A 17,351-nucleotide genomic window follows, 5' to 3' on the forward strand; every position below is an offset into this window, starting at 1 on the left:
GCCAGCGCCCATAGTCCGCCCGTTTCCAGCGGCCGCACCCGCACCGCTGCCATGGGTCATACCCGGACCGCTACCAGCGCCCATGCCAGGACCGGCGCCCAGGCTCATAGCCGGACCGGCGCCATGGTCCATACCTTGACCACGGTCATGGAATCCGTGATGAAACCGGTGGTGCCGGCCGTGATGGAAGCTCCCGAAGAAAATGGCGCCATACACTGGAAAGCCGCCATAGTAATATCCAGAATAATAGGGGTATTCGTGGTCCGAATATCCATAATACGGATAATCATAATTGGGATACTCATAATAAGGATAGGTATCGCCGAGAGGCCCGGAATAGTATCCGGCGGTGTAGGTATCGTCGTAGTAGGCCGCGGTTGGAACTTCGCTGCATCCTGATAGAAAAAACAACGCCGAAGCAGCCATCGCGGCAGCGCGAATCGTGCTCATGGCTTACCCCCCGCCACATCAAGTGAATCACGTCGCAAATGTTGCTGATGCCGTACACATCAAATTGGCTCCAACAGGCAGCCCTGTGACCGGCATCTCAACTCAGCCCCCCTTGGTACTGCGCTCACGCTATTCAGCCTGCCATATGAAGCCAAGAAAAGCGCGAAGTTTGGGCTCGTGGCGGATGCTCCCCTGGCAATCTCGGCTTTTCCCATCCGGGTCCATGGCCGAGCGATTGATCCGGCTTAGCCACTTTCCGTCTAATTTGGGTGGACAGCCTTCTAATCAAGTTTACGCGCTCCAGTCCAGCTATGCGCTTCTTTGCGAAATTTCGACGACGCAAATCTGGATGGCGCAGCATTGAGGGTCGCGTGGACATTGAGGCGTCTGGCTGCCCCTCTGTAGTCCTCGCGCTCCAGGAGCGTCCACCTAAAGCGTTCTCCGCCTGAGGCCGAGTACAGCAAGCCGGCGCTACCGCTTGGCTTGCAAAGGCAACGGCTAGTCCTATCCCAACGACCATGCAACGAGGTTGTTCCCTAGCGAACGACCTTGCACTCGGCAGTGCTGGCCAACCATTGGACGAAATACGTTCGGAGCCGCACCGTTCGAGGTGAACGGAGACCTATCATGAAGAAGATCATCCCGGCCGCCGTTGGCACGACGGCACTCCTCGCTTCCTTGTCCGACCGACAAATGTGCGACAACCTGCCACGGCAGGTCCATCCCAAACTTCGCTGAACGCTGATACTATTCTTGTCAAAATAAGCAACAGTTCTCGTGCGCACATCTGTTCGCCGGCTATGGCTTGCCGGGTTTCTCATCACCGCTTTCCTGACAGTCCAACTGGCAGCGGCGGCTTACGCCTGTACGGGAAGCCGTTATTCGCTTGAGCAGATGGACGACATGGCCGGCATGATGGAGTCATGCCCGGAGATGGCGAAGAATGCCCAACAGGACACGGGGGCGCATGACGGGCTCTGCCTTGAGCACTGCCAGCTCGGCTCCAAATCTGTCGACCACGCATCACCGCAAGTTCCTGCTTTTCTGCCGGTGCTGTTGAACGTGGTAGAGCCAACGCCGGCGCCCACGGTTGACCACTTTGCACTGGTGTATGGCCACGCCATCCCGCGCGCGCCACCACCACGGCTCTCCATCCTCCACTGTTGTTATCGCACGTAGCCTCCTGAGCAACGCAATTCGGGTGCTGTCTCGCTAGACCGGGACAGCTGTCGTTGCTCCTGGAGGCTTTATGCTTTTCCCTCGTCGCTTGATGCAGGCGCTGCTTTGCGCGCCTGTGCTCGGCATGGCCGTGCCGCTTGTGGTGCACGCCCAGTCGGCACCACCTCTTTCTATCGAAGAAGCCGTTGCGCTGGCCACCACGCGTGCCGGCAACGCCGAGACCTCTCACGGCGCCGTTGAAGCCGCCGTACAAATGGCGGTCGCGGCCGGCCAGTTGCCGGACCCCGTGCTCAAACTCGGGCTGAACAATGTCCCGGTCAACGGGAATGATAGGTTCTCGCTCAGCCGGGACTTCATGACCCAGCGCTCTGTCAGCGTTGTTCAGGAGTTCACTCGCTCAGACAAGCGCCGAGCGCGTACGGAGCGCTATGAAGCGGAAGCCGCCGCCGCAGAGGCGCAGAGAGCCGTCAGCCTGGCCAATGTTCAGCGCAGCGTTGCCACCGCATGGCTCGACCGCTGGTATGCCCAGCAAGCGGACGTGCTCCTCGGCCACCATGGCCACCCCCTGGAACTCGAACTTCAAGCCGCCATGGCCGCCTATCGAAGCGGGCGTGGCACGCGAGCGGATGTGCTTGCGGCGGAGATGGAAATTCAGAAACTGCAGGACCGCCTTGACGAGAACCGAGCCGCCGTCGACGCGACCCGCGCGAATCTCGAACGTTGGGTCGGCCAAGCCGCAAGTCGCCCACTCTCGGAGCGGCCGGGTCTCGTCGTTCCCTTGCGCCTGCAGCAGCTTGTGCAGACCGAACTGGATGCCTTGCCGGAAATGGCGGCTTCCCAACGGCAAATCGCCTTGGCGGAAGCCGACATTCGGGCAGCCACTGAGAACAGGAAGCCGGATGTGACCGTCGAGTTGATGTACAGCCAGCGCGGCTCCGCCTTTTCCAACATGGGTTCTCTCAACGTCAGCTTTCCGGTGCCTTGGGACCAGGGCAATCGGCAGGACCGCGAAGTCGCTGCCAAGCTCGCACAGGCACAGGAGGCACGAGCCAAGTCGGAAGTCATCGCACGCAATACCAGGGCAATGGTCGCGGCCAAGCTCGCCGAGCTGCAGCGCAATCTCGACCGGCTCAAACGCTACGACCAGAACATCTTGCCGTTGGCAAACGCCCAGGCAGACGCTGCACTGACGGCATACCGGGCCAACACCGGGCCCCTGGCCGCTGTTGCCGAAGCAAACCACCGAGCCATCGACACGGCGCTCGAGCGACTGACACTTGAAGCCAAAACGGCAAAGCTGTGGGCCGACCTGACCTTCCTCATCCCGCTGCCGACAGCACAGACCGAACCCGCCGTGAAGGAGCTCAAATGAAGAAACAGGCCATTTCCATCGCGGTGGGTGTCATCGTCGCCGCGAGCGCACTCTATGGCGCCTATCACCTTGGTGTCAGGCAGGGCGCGAAGTCCACCCAGCCCCCAGCTCCGGCCGTGGCGGAGGCAGGGCTCAAGGCCAGCGACACGGACCCGAAGACCGGAAAACGTGTTCTCTACTGGCACGACCCCATGGTGCCAGGCCAACGCTTCGACAAGCCCGGAAAGTCGCCGTTCATGGACATGCAGCTCGTGCCCGTCTACGCGGACGGCGACGGGAGCAGCAGCGGCGTGACCGTCGATAGCCGCGTCGCCCAGAATCTAGGCATCCGCACCGCTGAGGTGAAGGCTGGCCGGCTGAGCGCCGTGCTGGAAGTGCCCGGCAATGTCGCCATCGACGAACGTAGCGTCCAGGTTATCCAGGCCCGCACCAATGCCTTCGTGCAGCATGTCTCCGTCAAGGCAACGCTAGACCCGGTCAAGCGCGGCCAACCGCTGGTGACGTTGTACTCGCCGGACTGGGTGGCGGCGCAGGAGGAATACCTGGCGGTGTCACGCATGGCGATCAGCGGGCAAACCGACTTGCGTAGTGCGGCCAAGGCACGCATGCTCCAGGCCGGGATGACGCCTGGCCAAGTGAGCGCCGTCGAGTCCTCGGGGAAGCTGCAGCCCAATCTGGGAATAACCAGCCCGGTGGACGGCATTGTGACCGAGGTCGGAGTTCGTGACGGGATGACCGTAGCGCCCGGTATGACCCTGTACCGCCTGGCAGACCTGAGTCAGGTCTGGGTCATCGCGGAAGTGCCGGAAGGGCAAAGCCACAGCATCGCGCCCGGCGTGCCCGTCAAAGTATCGCCGACCGGTGCATCTGAGGCGCTCGCTGGCAAAGTCGACACCGTCCTACCCGACGTGAATCCGGCCACCCGAACCATCAAGGTCCGCATCGTGCTGCCCAATATGGGGCGGCAGTTGCTGCCTGGCATGTTCACGACGGTTCGATTCGATGCCGGTCAGGAGAAGGAGGCGCTGCTTGTTCCGTCCGAAGCTGTCATCCGCACGGGCCAACGGAACATCGTCATGGTCGACACCGGCAAGAATGGCTTTGTCGCGGCGGACATCAAGACAGGCCGGGAAGCCTCGGGCATGGTGGAGGTACTGGACGGACTCAAAGCCGGCCAGAAGGTCGTCACCTCGGGCCAGTTCCTCATCGACTCGGAAGCCAGCCTGCGCGGCACCGCCACTCGGATGGAAGCTGTCCCTGCAGCATCCGCGCCCGCAGCAGCGCCCCCCGAACATGAGGGAGTCGGACGCATTGAAGCCGTGTCGCCTAATGGCCTGACCATTTCACATGGACCGATTCCAACCATGCATTGGGGCGCCATGACGATGGACTTCAAGCCGCCTCCTTCCGGCATGCCGAAGGGTCTGAAGGAAGGTCAACAGATTCGCTTCAAGTTCCACATGGATAGCGAGGGAACACCGGTCCTGTCTTCCGTACAGCAGGCAGCCGCAAGCACGGCGGGAGCAAAGCCATGATGGCAAACCTCATCCGCTGGTCGATTCGGAACCGCTTCGTCGTCCTGCTGGCGACTGTCATCCTGACAGCGTGGGGCATTTGGGCGGCGCGCAGCACGCCGCTTGACGCCTTGCCGGACCTCTCCGACGTCCAGGTCATTATCCGCACCACGTACCCCGGCCAGGCTCCGCAAATCGTCGAGAATCAGGTGACTTATCCGCTCACGACCACCATGCTATCGGTGCCCGGAGCCAAGACCGTGCGGGGGTACTCGTTCTTCGGGGATTCCTTCGTCTATGTGCTGTTCGAGGACGGCACCGATTTGTACTGGGCGCGCTCGCGCGTGCTGGAGTACCTGAACCAGGTTCAGTCAAGACTGCCTGCTGCGGCCAAGCCCGCGCTCGGTCCGGATGCCACGGGGGTGGGCTGGGTCTACGAGTACGCGCTCGTCGACAAGACCGGCCAACACGACATCGCACAGCTGCGCGCGCTACAGGACTGGTTCCTGCGCTTCGAACTGAAGTCGCTACCCAACGTCTCTGAAGTAGCCTCCATTGGCGGGATGGTGAAGCAGTACCAGGTTGTGCTGATGCCCGAAAAACTGCGCGCCTACAACATTCCTCAGGCCAGAGTCCTGGAAGCGCTGAAGGGCGCAAACCAGGAAGCCGGCGGCTCGGTGCTGGAGTTCGGCGAAGCCGAGTATATGGTGCGTGCTTCCGGGTATCTGAAAACGCTGGACGACTTTCGGCAGATTCCGCTGAATGTCAGCAATGCGGGCATCCCGGTTCGTCTCGGCGATGTGGCTACGCTTCAGCTGGGCCCGGAAATGCGACGCGGCATCGCCGAGTTGAACGGTCAAGGGGAAGTCGCCGGTGGCGTCATCATCATGCGCTCCGGCAAGAATGCCCTGGAAACGATCGAGGCAGTCCGGGCGAAACTCGAGTCTCTCAAGAAGAGCCTGCCGCCGGGCGTGGAGATTGTCTCGACCTATGACCGCTCCAGCCTTATCAATCGTGCGGTGGAAAACCTGACGCACAAGCTGGTCGAAGAGTTCATCGTAGTGGCGGTGGTCTGCCTGGTGTTCCTATTTCACATGCGGTCCGCGCTGGTCGCCATCGTCTCCTTGCCGCTGGGTGTGCTGGCTGCCTTTCTGGTGATGCGCTATCAGGGCGTGAACGCCAACATCATGTCGTTGGGTGGCATCGCCATTGCCATTGGGGCCATGGTCGACGCGGCTGTCGTGATGATCGAGAACGCACACAAGCACATCGAGCATTGGCGCGAAAAGAATCCTGGGCGCCATCTTCGCGGCGACGAACAATGGCAGGTGATTGGCGAATCCGCAGCGGAGGTGGGACCAGCGCTCTTCTTCTCGCTGCTCATCATCACCCTGTCCTTCATTCCCGTGTTCACGCTGGAAGCCCAGGAGGGTCGCCTGTTTTCTCCGCTCGCCTTCACCAAGACATACTCAATGGCAGCAGCCGCAGGCTTGGCTGTGACGCTGATTCCTGTCCTGATGGGCTACCTCATACGCGGCAAGATTCCGTCCGAGCAATCCAATCCCGTCAATCGCTTCCTTATCCGACTCTATCAGCCGGTACTCGCCCGGGTACTGCGCTACCCGAAGAGCACCATCGTGGTCGCTGCGCTGATGCTCGCCGGAACCGCGTGGCCCATCATGCGGGTTGGCGGTGAGTTCATGCCTCCGCTCGACGAAGGCGACCTGCTCTATATGCCTTCGGCGCTGCCAGGACTGTCTGCCGGCAAGGCGGCGCAACTGCTCCAGCAGACCGACCGGCTCATCAAGACGGTGCCAGAGGTCGCAACCGTGTTTGGCAAGGCTGGCCGTGCCGACTCTGCCACTGACCCGGCGCCGATGGAGATGTTCGAGACCACTATCCAGTTCAAGCCGCGCGACCAGTGGCGAGCCGGCATGACGCCGGACAAGCTGGTAGAAGAGTTGGACAAGACGGTCAAGGTGCCGGGGTTATCCAACGTGTGGGTGCCGCCGATTCGCAACCGTATCGACATGTTGGCCACAGGCATCAAGAGCCCGGTGGGCATCAAGGTGGCCGGCACCAACCTGAAGGAAATCGACAAGCTGGCCGGCCAGATAGAACAAGCCGTCAAGCCGGTGCCGGGCGTTACCTCTGCCCTGGCCGAACGTCTCGCCGGTGGACGCTACGTCGACGTCGACATCGACCGCGTGGCAGCCAGCCGCTATGGCCTCAATGTTGACGACGTCCAAAGCATCGTGGCGTCGGCCATCGGCGGCGAGAACGTTGGCGAAGTGGTGGATGGCTTGGCCCGTTACCCCATCAACGTCCGCTATCCACGGGACTACCGCGACTCGGTCGAGCAATTGCGCATGCTTCCCGTGGTGACGCAAAGTGGTCAGCAGATTCTGCTGGCAGATGTCGCCCGCATCCAGGTGACGCAGGGGCCGCCGATGTTGCGCAGCGAGAATGCGCGGCTGTCCGGCTGGGTCTATGTGGATATCCGGGGACGCGACCTGCGCTCGGCCGTGCAGGAAATGCAGGGTGTCGTTGCCAAGGCGGTGCCGCTGCCTGCCGGCTATTCCATCAGTTGGTCCGGACAGTTCGAGTATCTTGAACGCGCCACCCAGAAGCTGAAGGTGGTGGTGCCATTCACGCTGCTCATCATCTTCCTGCTGCTTTACCTTACCTTCAGTCGATTCGACGAAGCCCTGCTCATCATGGCGACCCTGCCGTTCGCGCTGGTGGGCGGGTTCTGGCTACTCTATCTCCTTGGCCACAACTTATCGGTGGCAAGCGTGGTGGGCTTCATCGCCTTGGCCGGCGTCGCCGCGGAGTTCGGCGTCATCATGCTGCTCTACCTCAAGCAATCCTGGTTCAGGAAAATTGAGAGCGGGCATGCCGACCACGCGGCCCTGCTTGAGGCGATTCAGGAAGGTGCCGTCCTGCGCGTTCGCCCCAAGGCCATGACTGTGGCAGTCATCCTGGCCGGCCTGTTACCCATCATGTGGGCGGGCGGGACCGGCTCGGAAGTCATGCAGCGCATCGCAGCGCCGATGGTGGGGGGCATGGTCACAGCCCCCCTGCTCTCGCTCTTTGTTGTTCCGGCCGCCTATTTCCTGATGCGCAGGCGCCGGATGAGTTCACCCGCCGCATCCACCCACCCCACCCTTGGAAAGGAATCGCTATGAAATACGCCAACGCCCTCTCGATCGTTCTTGCCCTTGCAGCCGCGCCGGCAGCCTTCGCTGCCGGGTCGATGGATGGCATGGACATGAAGCCGGCCACCCAATCTCGGCAAGCACCGCATCCTGTCGCTGCCGAAATCAAAAAGATTGACCGGCACGCTGGCAAGGTGACGCTCAAGCATGGCCCCATCGAAAACCTTGGGATGGATGCAATGACAATGGCCTTCCCGGTGAAAGACCGCGCTGTCTTAAAGAATTTCAAGGTGGGCGACACCGTGTCAGTTACGTTCGACAGCGTGGATGGCAAGGCGACCGTGGTCGAAATGCGTCGCCCCTAATGCCTGTTCCGAGCACTGCTAAAGCGGGCGGTGCTCAGAATTCTTGAAAGGCCTACGACAATCACGGGGCCTGAAAGGAGGTGAATGCCAAGTTGTGCTCATCCGGCACGCCGCCGGTGTGCCGGTCAGGTGTGCCCACTGTGCATCCCAGACGTCAATCAAGCCGGCACTTTCCGGACGCTGCCGCCCAGCGTCACTCTGACCCACACAACGTGTCGATCAGGGGACACGAGACCTCCGCATGATTAGCGCGGCACTGTCCGACAAGGCTTCTCAGCTCGGTTCGCAGCACCCGCAAATCCCGCAACCGCTCCTCCACGACCTGGAGTTTGTGCTCTGCCAGCGTGCGGGCGGTACCGCATGCGCTACCGTCATTGAGCTGCAGCAGGGCGCGAACTTCATCCAGGGTGAAGCCCAGCGCCTGGGCCCGGCGAATGAAATGAAGCCGCTGCAAGCTCTGCCGCGAATATTGACGAATAGCGCCATACGCGCGTTCCGGTACCGGCAGCAAGCCGCACCTGTGGTAGTAGCGCACCGTCTCCACGCCAACATTGGCCGCCTTGGCCAACTGCCCGATTGTTAGTGTCGACTCCATCACTTGACTCCGTACTTAGGTACGTAGCTAGACTACGTGCAAGCAGGTCGAAAAGGAAGTGTGATGGCAGGTCGATGGACAACACCCGGTGCTCTGCTGGCCGGCGCAGGAGCCGCAATTGGCGCGTCAGCTTGTTGCGCTGGGCCACTACTGCTGGTCATGTTGGGGTTAGGTGGCGCGTGGGGTACTCGACTGAGCGCGCTGGAGCCATTTCAACCATTCTTCATGGCCGGAGCGCTCGCGTTCTTCGGGTTCGCCTTCTATCGCCTCTACAGCAAGCCTGAAGCCTGCAACGCAGGGGAGGCCTGCGCGGCTCCGGCCGTGCGGAGACGCCAACGGGTCATGTTCTGGACCGTCGCGCCCGGCGCCGTGGCGCTGATGGCGTTCCCACTGTATGCACCGCTGTTTTATTGAGGCATTCCCATGTATAGGAATCCAGTCCTGTTGTTCGTCGCGGCCATCGCTTCTGCCGCGGCCTTTGCTGCCGGCACGCGCTATCCATCGACCATCAGGCAGGAGAAATGATGAGCGCCGTCGAATTGCAGTCAACCATCACCTGCCCCAGGTGTGCGCACGCGAAAGCAGAGACGATGCCCACAGACGCCTGTCAGTGGTTCTACGAGTGTGAACATTGCAACGCAGTACTCAGACCCACGGCCGGGGACTGCTGCGTTTTCTGCTCGTATGGCACCAACAGGTGCCCACCGATGCAACAACTGTCGGGGTCGTGCTGCGCCTGCGAATGAACTGTGGCCAGACTTCGCCAAGACATCGAAGCCGCGTTGCGGGATGCGTGCCATGGCGCGGATTCCGGCAAAAGCGCAAGCTCGTCTTCAATCGTTTGCGAGGGGTTGCGTGTACACAAACCGCAAGCCTGTCTTTCCGTCCGACGTAACGGCATGCAAACTGACTTGGCCACCAAGCCGCGCCGCTGCGCTCCGAACAATCGCCAGCCCAAGCCCGCTCCCCGGTTGCCCCGACCCGACAACCCGATAGAACGCGTCAAACACGCGGGGAAGCTCCCCTTCGGGAATGCCCGGCCCGGAGTCTTCCACTTCAAACATGGCAGCATCGCTCTTCCGATACAGTCGTACATCAACCTTTCCACCAGGTGGTGTGTACAGGACCGCATTGTCGATGGCATTGCGAACCAGCGCGCGAAAGTCCTCTTGACTCCCGCGGATCGTCAGCGCCTCGCCAACCTCTAAGCCAAGGTCGATATCCTTGGAATCCGCGAACGGGAATATCTCCCCAATCACATCGATGAGCACAACCTTGGCGTCGATGTCGTGACCAACCGTCGGCGGGCCTGCCTCGTGCTCGGCCAGCATCAACAACTGTTCGACCAGGGAGCGCATGCGTGAGATGCTCGCACCCAATGGAGCAAGGCGAGCCAAGACTGCCTCGGGAACGGCCTCCACCGTCATGACGTTCTCCAGTTGCAGGGTCATCGCAGTAACCGGCGAGCGCAGTTCGTGCGCCGCGTCGGCTACGAACTGGCGTTGCTGCGAAATGGCCGACTGCAGCCGCCCAAGCAGCCTGTTCGTCGAACTCACAAACGGCAGGATTTCCGACGGCGCGCCCTGCGTGACGAGCGGTGCCAGATCTGTGTCGCCCTTCCTATCGACCTCTGCAGAGAGCTGCTGTACTTTCCGCAGCAGAATTCGGATAAGAAATCCGGCCAGCAGTGTCAGGATGGGAATCACGGACAACAGCGGAATCAGGGTCCGCAGCGCGCTGTCACGTGCAATCTCGTCTCGCGCCGACGTTCGCTGCGCGACAGCCAGGCCATATTCCGCGCTCAGCGGCCTGATGTAGATGCGCCACGATTCGCCGTGCGAATCAATGGTGTGCAGACCATCGGATAGCTCGCCCGGCAGGGTCAGCGACGGGTCTGGCGTGACCACCCGAGTGGCTAGCTTGGATACCTTCAGCACCCAGATTCGCATCTCCGGCTCCTCGGCCTGAACGAACCCGCCCTGCGAGGAGAGAAACCCGGCATCGCCAGGCGAGACCAGCCAGGCAATTTCCCGCAACTCGTCGTCCTGCAGGTCGCGCGCCTCCTCAAAGGCGAACCAGAACGACGCCGCTGCTGCCACAAGCCCAATGACCAGAATCGTGCCGCATATCGAGATGGACAACATCCATAGGAGTGACCGGTTCACTCCGCCTTTGGCACCATCCATCCCACCCCCCTGATATTCTTGATGACACTCGCGTCAAGTTTCTTCCTGACCCCGTGAAGGAGGAACTCAACGGCATTGCTTTCGACCTCTTCGTTCCAACCGTAGATGCGCTCTTCGAGCGCATTGCGGGAGAGGATGACACCAGGCCGGAGCATGAATTCGCGCAAGAGCGCAAATTCGCGAGCCGACAGCTGACGCTGGATGCCCTGGTACCAGACCTCGTGACTGGCCTGGTCCAGCGAGAGCGCGCCATTTCGAAGGATTGAGGAAACCTCTTGGCCTTGCCGCCGCGTGAGGGCGCGGAGTCGGGCCAGCAACTCCCCGACATGAAACGGTTTCACCAGATAGTCATCCGCGCCGAGGTCCAGGCCTGCAATGCGGTCTTCTACCGCGCTGCGCGCCGTGATAACGAGGACCGGCACGGCATTTCCTTGCCTTCGTGCCTCGCGTAGTACCTCGAGGCCATCTTTTCCGGGAAGCCCCAGGTCCAGCAGAACCGCCTCGTAGCGCTGCGCGAATAGCGCCGTAGCGGCTTGACGGCCATCCGTCGTCCAGTCCACCGCATAGCCCGCGTCCCTGAGAGTCTGGCATATGGCCTCCCCGATAAGGGGATCGTCTTCCACCAGTAGCGTTCGCATCCTCTCCCCATTTCGGTTGCTTGTCCATGCCAGCCCCGCGCGCAGCGTGTCTGTGAAGACTTAGCGGAGACTTAGTGGAGACTTGGCGGCGATTGCCGCATAAGTCACTTCGGCTTGAATCTGCTAAGTCCCCGCTAATTTTCGCTGCATATCCTCGCCCCCGCTTGTTGCCCATCGCTCCCTCAGGCCAATGGGCACTCACCAACTGGTGGTCCGGATCGGACTACGGAATCGACCAGAGGAGCCGAGGAATGAATGTCGCCAACGCCACGCTGACGGCGCGACCGGGCTCGATGCCACGGATTCTAGCCTCGTCTCGGGCATGGTTCCTCACTGTCTGCTGCGCGACCCTGTCAGCTTGCGCGTTCGACCACTATGACGCGCGCCCAATCTCCGCCGGCACCATTGCCAACACATACAACGAGCGTTCGCTTGCATCGGCTGACTTGCGCGACTTCATTGAGCGGCATGCCATGCCCTCAAGCACCAACTGGCCACCACCCCGCTGGAACCTGGATACCCTGACCCTTGCTGCGCTGTACTACAACCCGGACCTGGACCTCGCACGTGCCAGGCTGGCGAGCACGGAAGCCAGCATCAAGACCGCCGCGCAGCGGCCGAATCCGGCCCTGCAGTTGCCGTTTCAACGCACGCTGAATCCCAAGGGCGGAGACTCGCCATGGACTCTCGGTATTGCGCTGGACATCCCGATTCAGACTGCCGGCAAGCGCGGCTACCGCATCGACCAGGCTACCCATTTCGCCAGCGCGGCGCGCCTGGATGTCGCAAATGCGGCCTGGAGCGTGCGAAGCCAGCTACGGACCCAGCTATTGAATCTCTGGTTGGCGAATGCGCGGACGGAGCTCCTCAAGCAGCAGTTGGAACTGGACCAACGCATGAATACGATGCTGGAGAAACGCGTCCTCCTGGGCGAGGCTTCGGCATGGGAGCAGAATCAGCAGCGCCTGGCTCTCATCCAGGCTCAGGCCGACTTGCTGGATGCGCAGCGGCAGACGTCAGCCGCCAGGGTCCTGATTGCCAATGTGCTTGGGCTACGGTCGGGCGCCCTCGATGGCCTGGATATCGACCTTACGGATTTCGGACGGCCTTATGCCTCGGTTCCGGCCCCGGAAATCCGGCTACAGGCATTGCTGAACCGGGCCGATGTGCTGTCTGGCCTGGCGCAGTACGAAGCCAGTCAAGCCGCGTTGCAGCTGGAGGTCGCCAAGCAATATCCGGACATTCATCTTGGCCCGGGCTATACCTTTGACCAGGGATTGCACAAGCTTGGCTTCGACTTTACCAATCTCGTGCTGCCCATCTTCAATCGCAACGAGGGGCCAATCGCAGAGGCGCGGGCCCGGCGACTGGAAGCGGAAGCCCAGGTCAAGCGGCTCGAAGCCCAGGCACTGGGTGAAACCGACGGCGCCATCACCGCGTATCAAGCCACGCAAAGCATCCTGAAGCGGAATGAGGAGCAGGTCAGCATGCAAGGCCGCCAGCTCCTGGCAGCACGACGTTCCTTCGAAGCGGGACAAACCGACCGGATGGCGTTGACGCTTGCCGAACGGACCGAGCTTGCCGCGCGGCTTGCATGGCAAGACGCCGAATTCCGGATGCAGCAGGCCATCGGCCGGCTGGAAGATGCCATCCAGCGTCCACTCTCCGGCCGCGATGCGGGCGCCAATCCGAACAACTGGGTCAAGTGACCATGACAAGAAAAACGATACTCAAGGGCATTCTGCTCTTGTCGCCTGCGATTCTGGCCGCGCTTGTGCTGGGCGGGTTCTTGCTGAGCAAGGGTGAGCAGGACAAGGAAGCCGAGCGCGAGGCGCCGGTCCCGAGCGCGGTCCGCATCGCGGTGGCGGAGGGATTCACTACGCTGACGGTCGACGCCGCCATGCAAACACGCAGCGGCTTCCAGGTGGATGCACTGGCGCCCGCCAGCGCGACGACCGGACCCGCCGCCTATGGCATCGTTCTCGACTTGCAACCCCTCGTGGAAATGGCGAGCCGCCATGCCTCCGGTGTCGCGGACCTGAACGCCGCCCAAGCTTCGCTCGACGCGTCGCGCGCAGACTATGAGCGGCTCCAGGCCCTCAACGCAGACGCAAGCAATGTGTCGCTCAAGACAGTGCAAGCAGCGCGCGCAGTGCTTGCTTCGGCGACGGCAAAAGTCAATGCGGCACGCGTGGGGGTCGCCGCCATTGCCAGCGCAGCCAGGCAACAGTTCGGACCGACTCTGTCGGCCTGGGCGTCGACACCGGAATCCCCGGAGCTTGTCCCCTTCGTGGCACGCCGCGAAGTGTTACTGCGGGTCGTCCTGCCGCCCGGGCCATCCGCAACAGCCCCCGCCGTCCTGAAAGTGACGACGGATGGTATCCCCGCGTTCGACGCGCGCTTGATTTCGCCGTCGCCCCAGGTCGACCCCGGCATCCAGGGGCAAGCCTACTTCTATCGCGCCGCTGTGCCCCTGGCTACGGGCATGCGCATATCCGCCCACCTCGCTGTACCGTCGGGACAAGATAGCGGCCTGCTGGTGCCCGCCGGCGCCATCGTCTGGTATGGCGGTCAACCCTGGGCCTACGTCCAGTCCGACAACACGCACTTCCAGCGCCGGCCAGTCGACCCGCGCTCGCCTCAAGATGGGGACTTTGTCGTCACCGAAGGATTCAAGCCCGCCGACCGGGTCGTGGTGCGGGGCGCGCAGCTATTGCTTTCCGAAGAATCCCGAGCGCAACTGGCCAGCCAGCAAGGCAACGACGCGCGCTGACCCAATATGCTGACTTCCATTGTCGACTTCTCCGTCCGCCTTCGCGGCGTCATCCTTGCGCTCGCCTGCCTGCTCCTCGGCTATGGCACCTATGCCTTGTTCCAGAGCAAGCTCGACGTCTTTCCGGAATTCACGCCACCGCTCGTTACCGTCCAGACGGAAGCCCCCGGGCTCTCCGCAGAGCAGGTCGAACTGCTGGTCACACAGCGCGTTGAAAATGCCTTGGGCGGCTCGATCGGGCTTGAATCCATGCGGTCCCAATCGATACAGGGCGTATCGGTCGTTACCCTGACGTTCAATGGCCAGACCGATATCCGCCGCGCCCGGCAGTTGGTGGCGGAACATCTGGCAACCCTCACGGGCGAGCTGCCGGCGGGAGTACGCGCGCCGAAGATGACCCCACTGAGCTCGGCGACCAGCATTGTGCTTGGGATAGGGATGACGTCGGACACGCGTTCGCCCATGGCGCTGCGCACTTTCGCCGAATGGACGCTGAAGCCCCGGCTGCTGAGTCGTGCCGGGGTCTCGGACGTGAGTATCTACGGTGGCGAAATCAAGCAATACCAGGTCCAGGTCGACCCGCAAAAACTGGTTCGCCTTGGCCTCTCGCTGCACGACGTGGTCAGCGCGACGCAACGCGCAACCGGCATCCGTGGTGCGGGCGTGCTCGAAACCCCGAACCAGCGCATTGTCCTCAACACCGTCGGCCAGACCACGACCGCCGAGCAGTTGGGCCAGGTTGTCCTGCTGCAGAAGAACGGCGCCGTGGTCCGGCTCGCGGATGTCGGCAAGGTCGTACTTGGCCAGGAATTGCCGGTCAGCGGCGCCAACATCCAGGGCAAGCCGGGCGTCGTGCTGATGGTCAGCAACCAGTACGGCGCGGATACCGTGTCGGTGACCAGGAACGTCGAGGCAGCGCTGGCAGCCTTGCAGCCAATGCTGGCGGCCAATGGTATCCAACTGCACGCTGACATCTTCAGGCCCGCCAATTTCATCGTCGCCTCGACCGACCACCTGCGCACGGCGCTCGTCGTAGGGGCGGCGCTGGTGGTCATCGTCCTGTTCCTTTTTCTCTTCAACGTACGCACCGCCTTCATCTCAGCCACCGCCATCCCGCTCTCGCTGCTGGCCGCCGTCGTGGTACTGCATCACTTCGGCGTGGCGCTGAACACGATGACGCTGGGAGGACTGGCCATCGCGCTTGGCGAGGTGGTGGACGATGCCATCATCGACGTGGAGAACATTTACCGTCGCCTGCGCGAAAACCGCCACTTGGCGACGCCGCTGCCCGCCATCACGGTTGTCGTCACCGCATCCACCGAGGTGCGCAGCGCGGTGATATATGCAACATTTACCGTCGCCACCGTCTTCCTGCCGGTGCTGAGCTTGTCCGGCGTTGCCGGCAGACTGTTCGCCCCACTGGGGATGGCCTATATCCTGGCCATCATGTCGTCGCTGGTGGTCGCACTCACGCTGACCCCGGCGCTATGTTATGCATTGCTGGCCAACCGTACCAGCGACGCGGAGGAGCCCCGCGTCTACCAGTGGCTCAAGGCCCGCTACGCAGCCATCCTCACCCAGGTCGAGCAGCACTGGATTGCCGTCGTCGTGGCATTTGCCGGCCTGGTGCTGGCGACGCTGGCAACACTACCCTTCTTCAGCACGGAGTTTCTGCCGGAGCTGCGCGAAGGGCATTTCATCGCCCACATGCAGGCGGCGCCGGGCACGTCGTTGCAAGAATCGCTGCGTATCGGGGAACGCGTCAGCCATGCGCTGCTGGCGGTGCCGAACATACGGAGCGTGGCGCAGCGGGTTGGACGAACCGCGCGCGGCATCGATGTCTTCGGCCCGCAATACAGCGAGTTCGAGATCGACCTGAAGCCTGGCTTGGATGCGGAGGCACAGGAACAGACGCTGGCCGACCTGCGGAAAGAGATGGCGGGCTTTCCCGGCTTGACCTTTGCCACCGAGACCTTTCTGACCGAACGGGTCCAGGAAACCATTTCCGGCTACACGGCGCCGGTCATCGTCAACGTGTTCGGCAATGACCTCGATATCCTGGACGGCCTGGCGCGGCAGGTGTCGCGCACGCTCAGCACCATTCCGGGGGCGGCCGGGGTGACGGTGCAGTCGCCTCCCGAGATCCCGCAGCTGACCATCCGTCTGCGGCAGGACCAGCTGACGCGCTGGGGCTTTGCACCGCTGGACGTGATGGAAGCCATCCAGACCGCTTACCAGAGCGCCGAGGTCGCCCAGGTCTATGAGGCAAACGCCGTCGTCAATGTGGCGGTGGTGCTCGCCAGCGAATCTCGCCGCACGCCGGCTCAGGTGGGCGAGTTGCCGCTGCGCAATGCCGATGGCGTCATGGTGCCGCTAAGCCGCCTTGCGGACATCGCGCAAACGACAGGCCGCTACCTCATTCTGCACGATGGCGGCCAACGGCTGCAGACCGTGACCGCGCATCTCAACGGTCCTTCGCTCGGTCGGTTTGTCGGAGAGGCCCAGCGCCGCATTGCCGCTGACGTGAAGTTTCCGAAGGGCTATTACTTCGCCCTATCGGGCGAGGCGCAGGCCCAGGCGCACGCACAGCGGGACTTGCTGGTCTATTTCGCCATGGCGGCCGCCGGCATCGGCCTGCTCGTCTATCTGGCACTGCGCAGTTGGCGCGGCCTGGTCCTGGTCATGGCAAACCTGCCGTTCGCGCTGGTGGGCGGCGCGCTTACGGTCTTTGCCACGGGCGGACTGCTGTCGCTGGGGTCGATGGTCGGCTTTGTGACCCTGTTCGGCATCACGTTGCGCAACGCCATCATGCTCATCTCCCACTACGAGCACCTGGTCCAGGTCGAGGGCCACGCCTGGAACCTGGAGACGGCGACTCTGGGCGCAACCGAGAGGCTGGCGCCCATTCTGATGACAGCGCTCGTTACCGGGCTGGGCCTGTTGCCGCTGGCGCTCCAATCCGGCGAACCGGGCAACGAGGTGGAGGGGCCGATGGCGATTGTCATCCTGGGCGGCCTCTTCACCTCGACCGTGCTGAACCTGCTGATATTGCCGACCCTGGCGCTACGCTTCGGCAAATTTGACTGGGGAGCAAGCCAGAATGCAGACCGTTGATTCCAGC

At 62.4% G+C, this 17,351-nt stretch carries 14 protein-coding genes; 11 read left to right on the plus strand and 3 right to left on the minus strand.

Annotated features, from left to right (window positions below):
• Positions 1 to 159: 159 nt before the first annotated feature.
• The 6 genes from AC3FOF_RS02700 to AC3FOF_RS02725 all read left to right on the plus strand — a co-directional run bounded on the left by AC3FOF_RS02700 (position 160) and on the right by AC3FOF_RS02725 (position 8,038).
• Positions 160 to 399, plus strand: a complete 240-nt coding sequence (locus tag AC3FOF_RS02700; RefSeq protein WP_276268634.1) for a hypothetical protein — start codon at positions 160 to 162, stop codon at positions 397 to 399.
• Positions 400 to 1,227: 828 nt separating this feature from the next.
• Positions 1,228 to 1,629 (plus strand): copper resistance protein, encoded by a 402-nt coding sequence (locus AC3FOF_RS02705; protein ID WP_488725694.1) that lies wholly within the window; start codon positions 1,228 to 1,230, stop codon positions 1,627 to 1,629.
• 70 nt (positions 1,630 to 1,699) lie between these two features.
• A complete protein-coding gene (locus tag AC3FOF_RS02710) occupies positions 1,700 to 3,001 on the plus strand; it encodes a TolC family protein (RefSeq protein ID WP_488725695.1) in 1,302 nt (433 codons plus the stop codon).
• The gene (locus AC3FOF_RS02715) at positions 2,998 to 4,536 is read left to right on the plus strand and encodes an efflux RND transporter periplasmic adaptor subunit (RefSeq protein WP_488725696.1); all 1,539 of its coding nucleotides are present in this window, start codon (positions 2,998 to 3,000) and stop codon (positions 4,534 to 4,536) included. Before AC3FOF_RS02710 ends, AC3FOF_RS02715 begins: the two co-directional genes overlap by 4 nt.
• Complete coding sequence (locus AC3FOF_RS02720) at positions 4,533 to 7,703, plus strand: efflux RND transporter permease subunit (RefSeq protein ID WP_488725697.1); 3,171 nt, start codon at positions 4,533 to 4,535, stop codon at positions 7,701 to 7,703. Before AC3FOF_RS02715 ends, AC3FOF_RS02720 begins: the two co-directional genes overlap by 4 nt.
• A complete protein-coding gene (locus tag AC3FOF_RS02725) occupies positions 7,700 to 8,038 on the plus strand; it encodes a copper-binding protein (RefSeq protein WP_017224380.1) in 339 nt (112 codons plus the stop codon). The genes AC3FOF_RS02720 and AC3FOF_RS02725 overlap by 4 nt, the downstream gene beginning before the upstream one ends.
• Positions 8,039 to 8,231: 193 nt before the next feature.
• Here AC3FOF_RS02725 and AC3FOF_RS02730 read toward each other — a convergent pair whose 3' ends face one another.
• Positions 8,232 to 8,633 (minus strand): MerR family transcriptional regulator, encoded by a 402-nt coding sequence (locus AC3FOF_RS02730; RefSeq protein ID WP_017224381.1) that lies wholly within the window; start codon positions 8,631 to 8,633, stop codon positions 8,232 to 8,234.
• Positions 8,634 to 8,696: 63 nt separating this feature from the next.
• Here AC3FOF_RS02730 and AC3FOF_RS02735 point away from each other — a divergent pair, with 63 nt between their 5' ends.
• Both AC3FOF_RS02735 and AC3FOF_RS02740 read left to right on the plus strand, forming a co-directional pair.
• Entirely contained in the window at positions 8,697 to 9,047 is a 351-nt protein-coding gene (locus AC3FOF_RS02735; protein ID WP_035805932.1) for a mercuric transporter MerT family protein, read from the plus strand.
• 110 nt (positions 9,048 to 9,157) lie between these two features.
• Positions 9,158 to 9,379: a GDCCVxC domain-containing (seleno)protein gene (locus AC3FOF_RS02740; protein ID WP_488725698.1), complete on the plus strand. Its 222-nt coding sequence runs from the start codon at positions 9,158 to 9,160 to the stop codon at positions 9,377 to 9,379.
• Between the two features lie 87 nt (positions 9,380 to 9,466).
• Here the strand turns inward: AC3FOF_RS02740 and AC3FOF_RS02745 are convergent, their stop codons facing one another.
• Together AC3FOF_RS02745 and AC3FOF_RS02750 are read right to left on the minus strand one after the other, a co-directional pair.
• On the minus strand, positions 9,467 to 10,777 hold the full coding sequence (locus AC3FOF_RS02745) for an ATP-binding protein (RefSeq protein ID WP_488725699.1): 1,311 nt from the start codon (positions 10,775 to 10,777) through the stop codon (positions 9,467 to 9,469).
• A 17-nt stretch (positions 10,778 to 10,794) separates the two neighbouring features.
• A complete protein-coding gene (locus AC3FOF_RS02750) occupies positions 10,795 to 11,457 on the minus strand; it encodes a response regulator transcription factor (protein ID WP_017224384.1) in 663 nt (220 codons plus the stop codon).
• 251 nt (positions 11,458 to 11,708) lie between these two features.
• On the opposite strand from AC3FOF_RS02750, the gene AC3FOF_RS02755 reads away from it, so the two are divergent.
• From AC3FOF_RS02755 to AC3FOF_RS02765, 3 genes are read left to right on the plus strand one after another with little or no spacing between them, the layout of a single operon-like run.
• Positions 11,709 to 13,166, plus strand: coding sequence for a TolC family protein (locus AC3FOF_RS02755; RefSeq protein WP_488725700.1), 1,458 nt, complete (start codon positions 11,709 to 11,711; stop codon positions 13,164 to 13,166).
• Complete coding sequence (locus AC3FOF_RS02760; RefSeq protein ID WP_488725701.1) at positions 13,163 to 14,230, plus strand: efflux RND transporter periplasmic adaptor subunit; 1,068 nt, start codon at positions 13,163 to 13,165, stop codon at positions 14,228 to 14,230. Before AC3FOF_RS02755 ends, AC3FOF_RS02760 begins: the two co-directional genes overlap by 4 nt.
• A gap of 6 nt (positions 14,231 to 14,236) precedes the next feature.
• The gene (locus tag AC3FOF_RS02765; protein ID WP_488725702.1) at positions 14,237 to 17,344 is read left to right on the plus strand and encodes an efflux RND transporter permease subunit; all 3,108 of its coding nucleotides are present in this window, start codon (positions 14,237 to 14,239) and stop codon (positions 17,342 to 17,344) included.
• The last annotated feature ends 7 nt before the right edge of the window (positions 17,345 to 17,351 follow it).

The sequence above is a fragment of the Cupriavidus sp. 96C5-1 genome (assembly GCF_057798855.1).

Coding starts and splice junctions, on each gene's coding strand:
- AC3FOF_RS02700 (WP_276268634.1), top strand. CDS start 160: ATGAAACCGGTGGTGCCGGCCGTGATGGAAGCTCCCGAAGAAAATGGC.
- AC3FOF_RS02710 (WP_488725695.1), top strand. CDS start 1,700: ATGCTTTTCCCTCGTCGCTTGATGCAGGCGCTGCTTTGCGCGCCTGTG.
- AC3FOF_RS02715 (WP_488725696.1), top strand. CDS start 2,998: ATGAAGAAACAGGCCATTTCCATCGCGGTGGGTGTCATCGTCGCCGCG.
- AC3FOF_RS02720 (WP_488725697.1), top strand. CDS start 4,533: ATGATGGCAAACCTCATCCGCTGGTCGATTCGGAACCGCTTCGTCGTC.
- AC3FOF_RS02725 (WP_017224380.1), top strand. CDS start 7,700: ATGAAATACGCCAACGCCCTCTCGATCGTTCTTGCCCTTGCAGCCGCG.
- AC3FOF_RS02730 (WP_017224381.1), bottom strand. CDS start 8,633: ATGGAGTCGACACTAACAATCGGGCAGTTGGCCAAGGCGGCCAATGTT.
- AC3FOF_RS02735 (WP_035805932.1), top strand. CDS start 8,697: ATGGCAGGTCGATGGACAACACCCGGTGCTCTGCTGGCCGGCGCAGGA.
- AC3FOF_RS02740 (WP_488725698.1), top strand. CDS start 9,158: ATGAGCGCCGTCGAATTGCAGTCAACCATCACCTGCCCCAGGTGTGCG.
- AC3FOF_RS02745 (WP_488725699.1), bottom strand. CDS start 10,777: ATGTTGTCCATCTCGATATGCGGCACGATTCTGGTCATTGGGCTTGTG.
- AC3FOF_RS02750 (WP_017224384.1), bottom strand. CDS start 11,457: ATGCGAACGCTACTGGTGGAAGACGATCCCCTTATCGGGGAGGCCATA.
- AC3FOF_RS02755 (WP_488725700.1), top strand. CDS start 11,709: ATGAATGTCGCCAACGCCACGCTGACGGCGCGACCGGGCTCGATGCCA.
- AC3FOF_RS02765 (WP_488725702.1), top strand. CDS start 14,237: ATGCTGACTTCCATTGTCGACTTCTCCGTCCGCCTTCGCGGCGTCATC.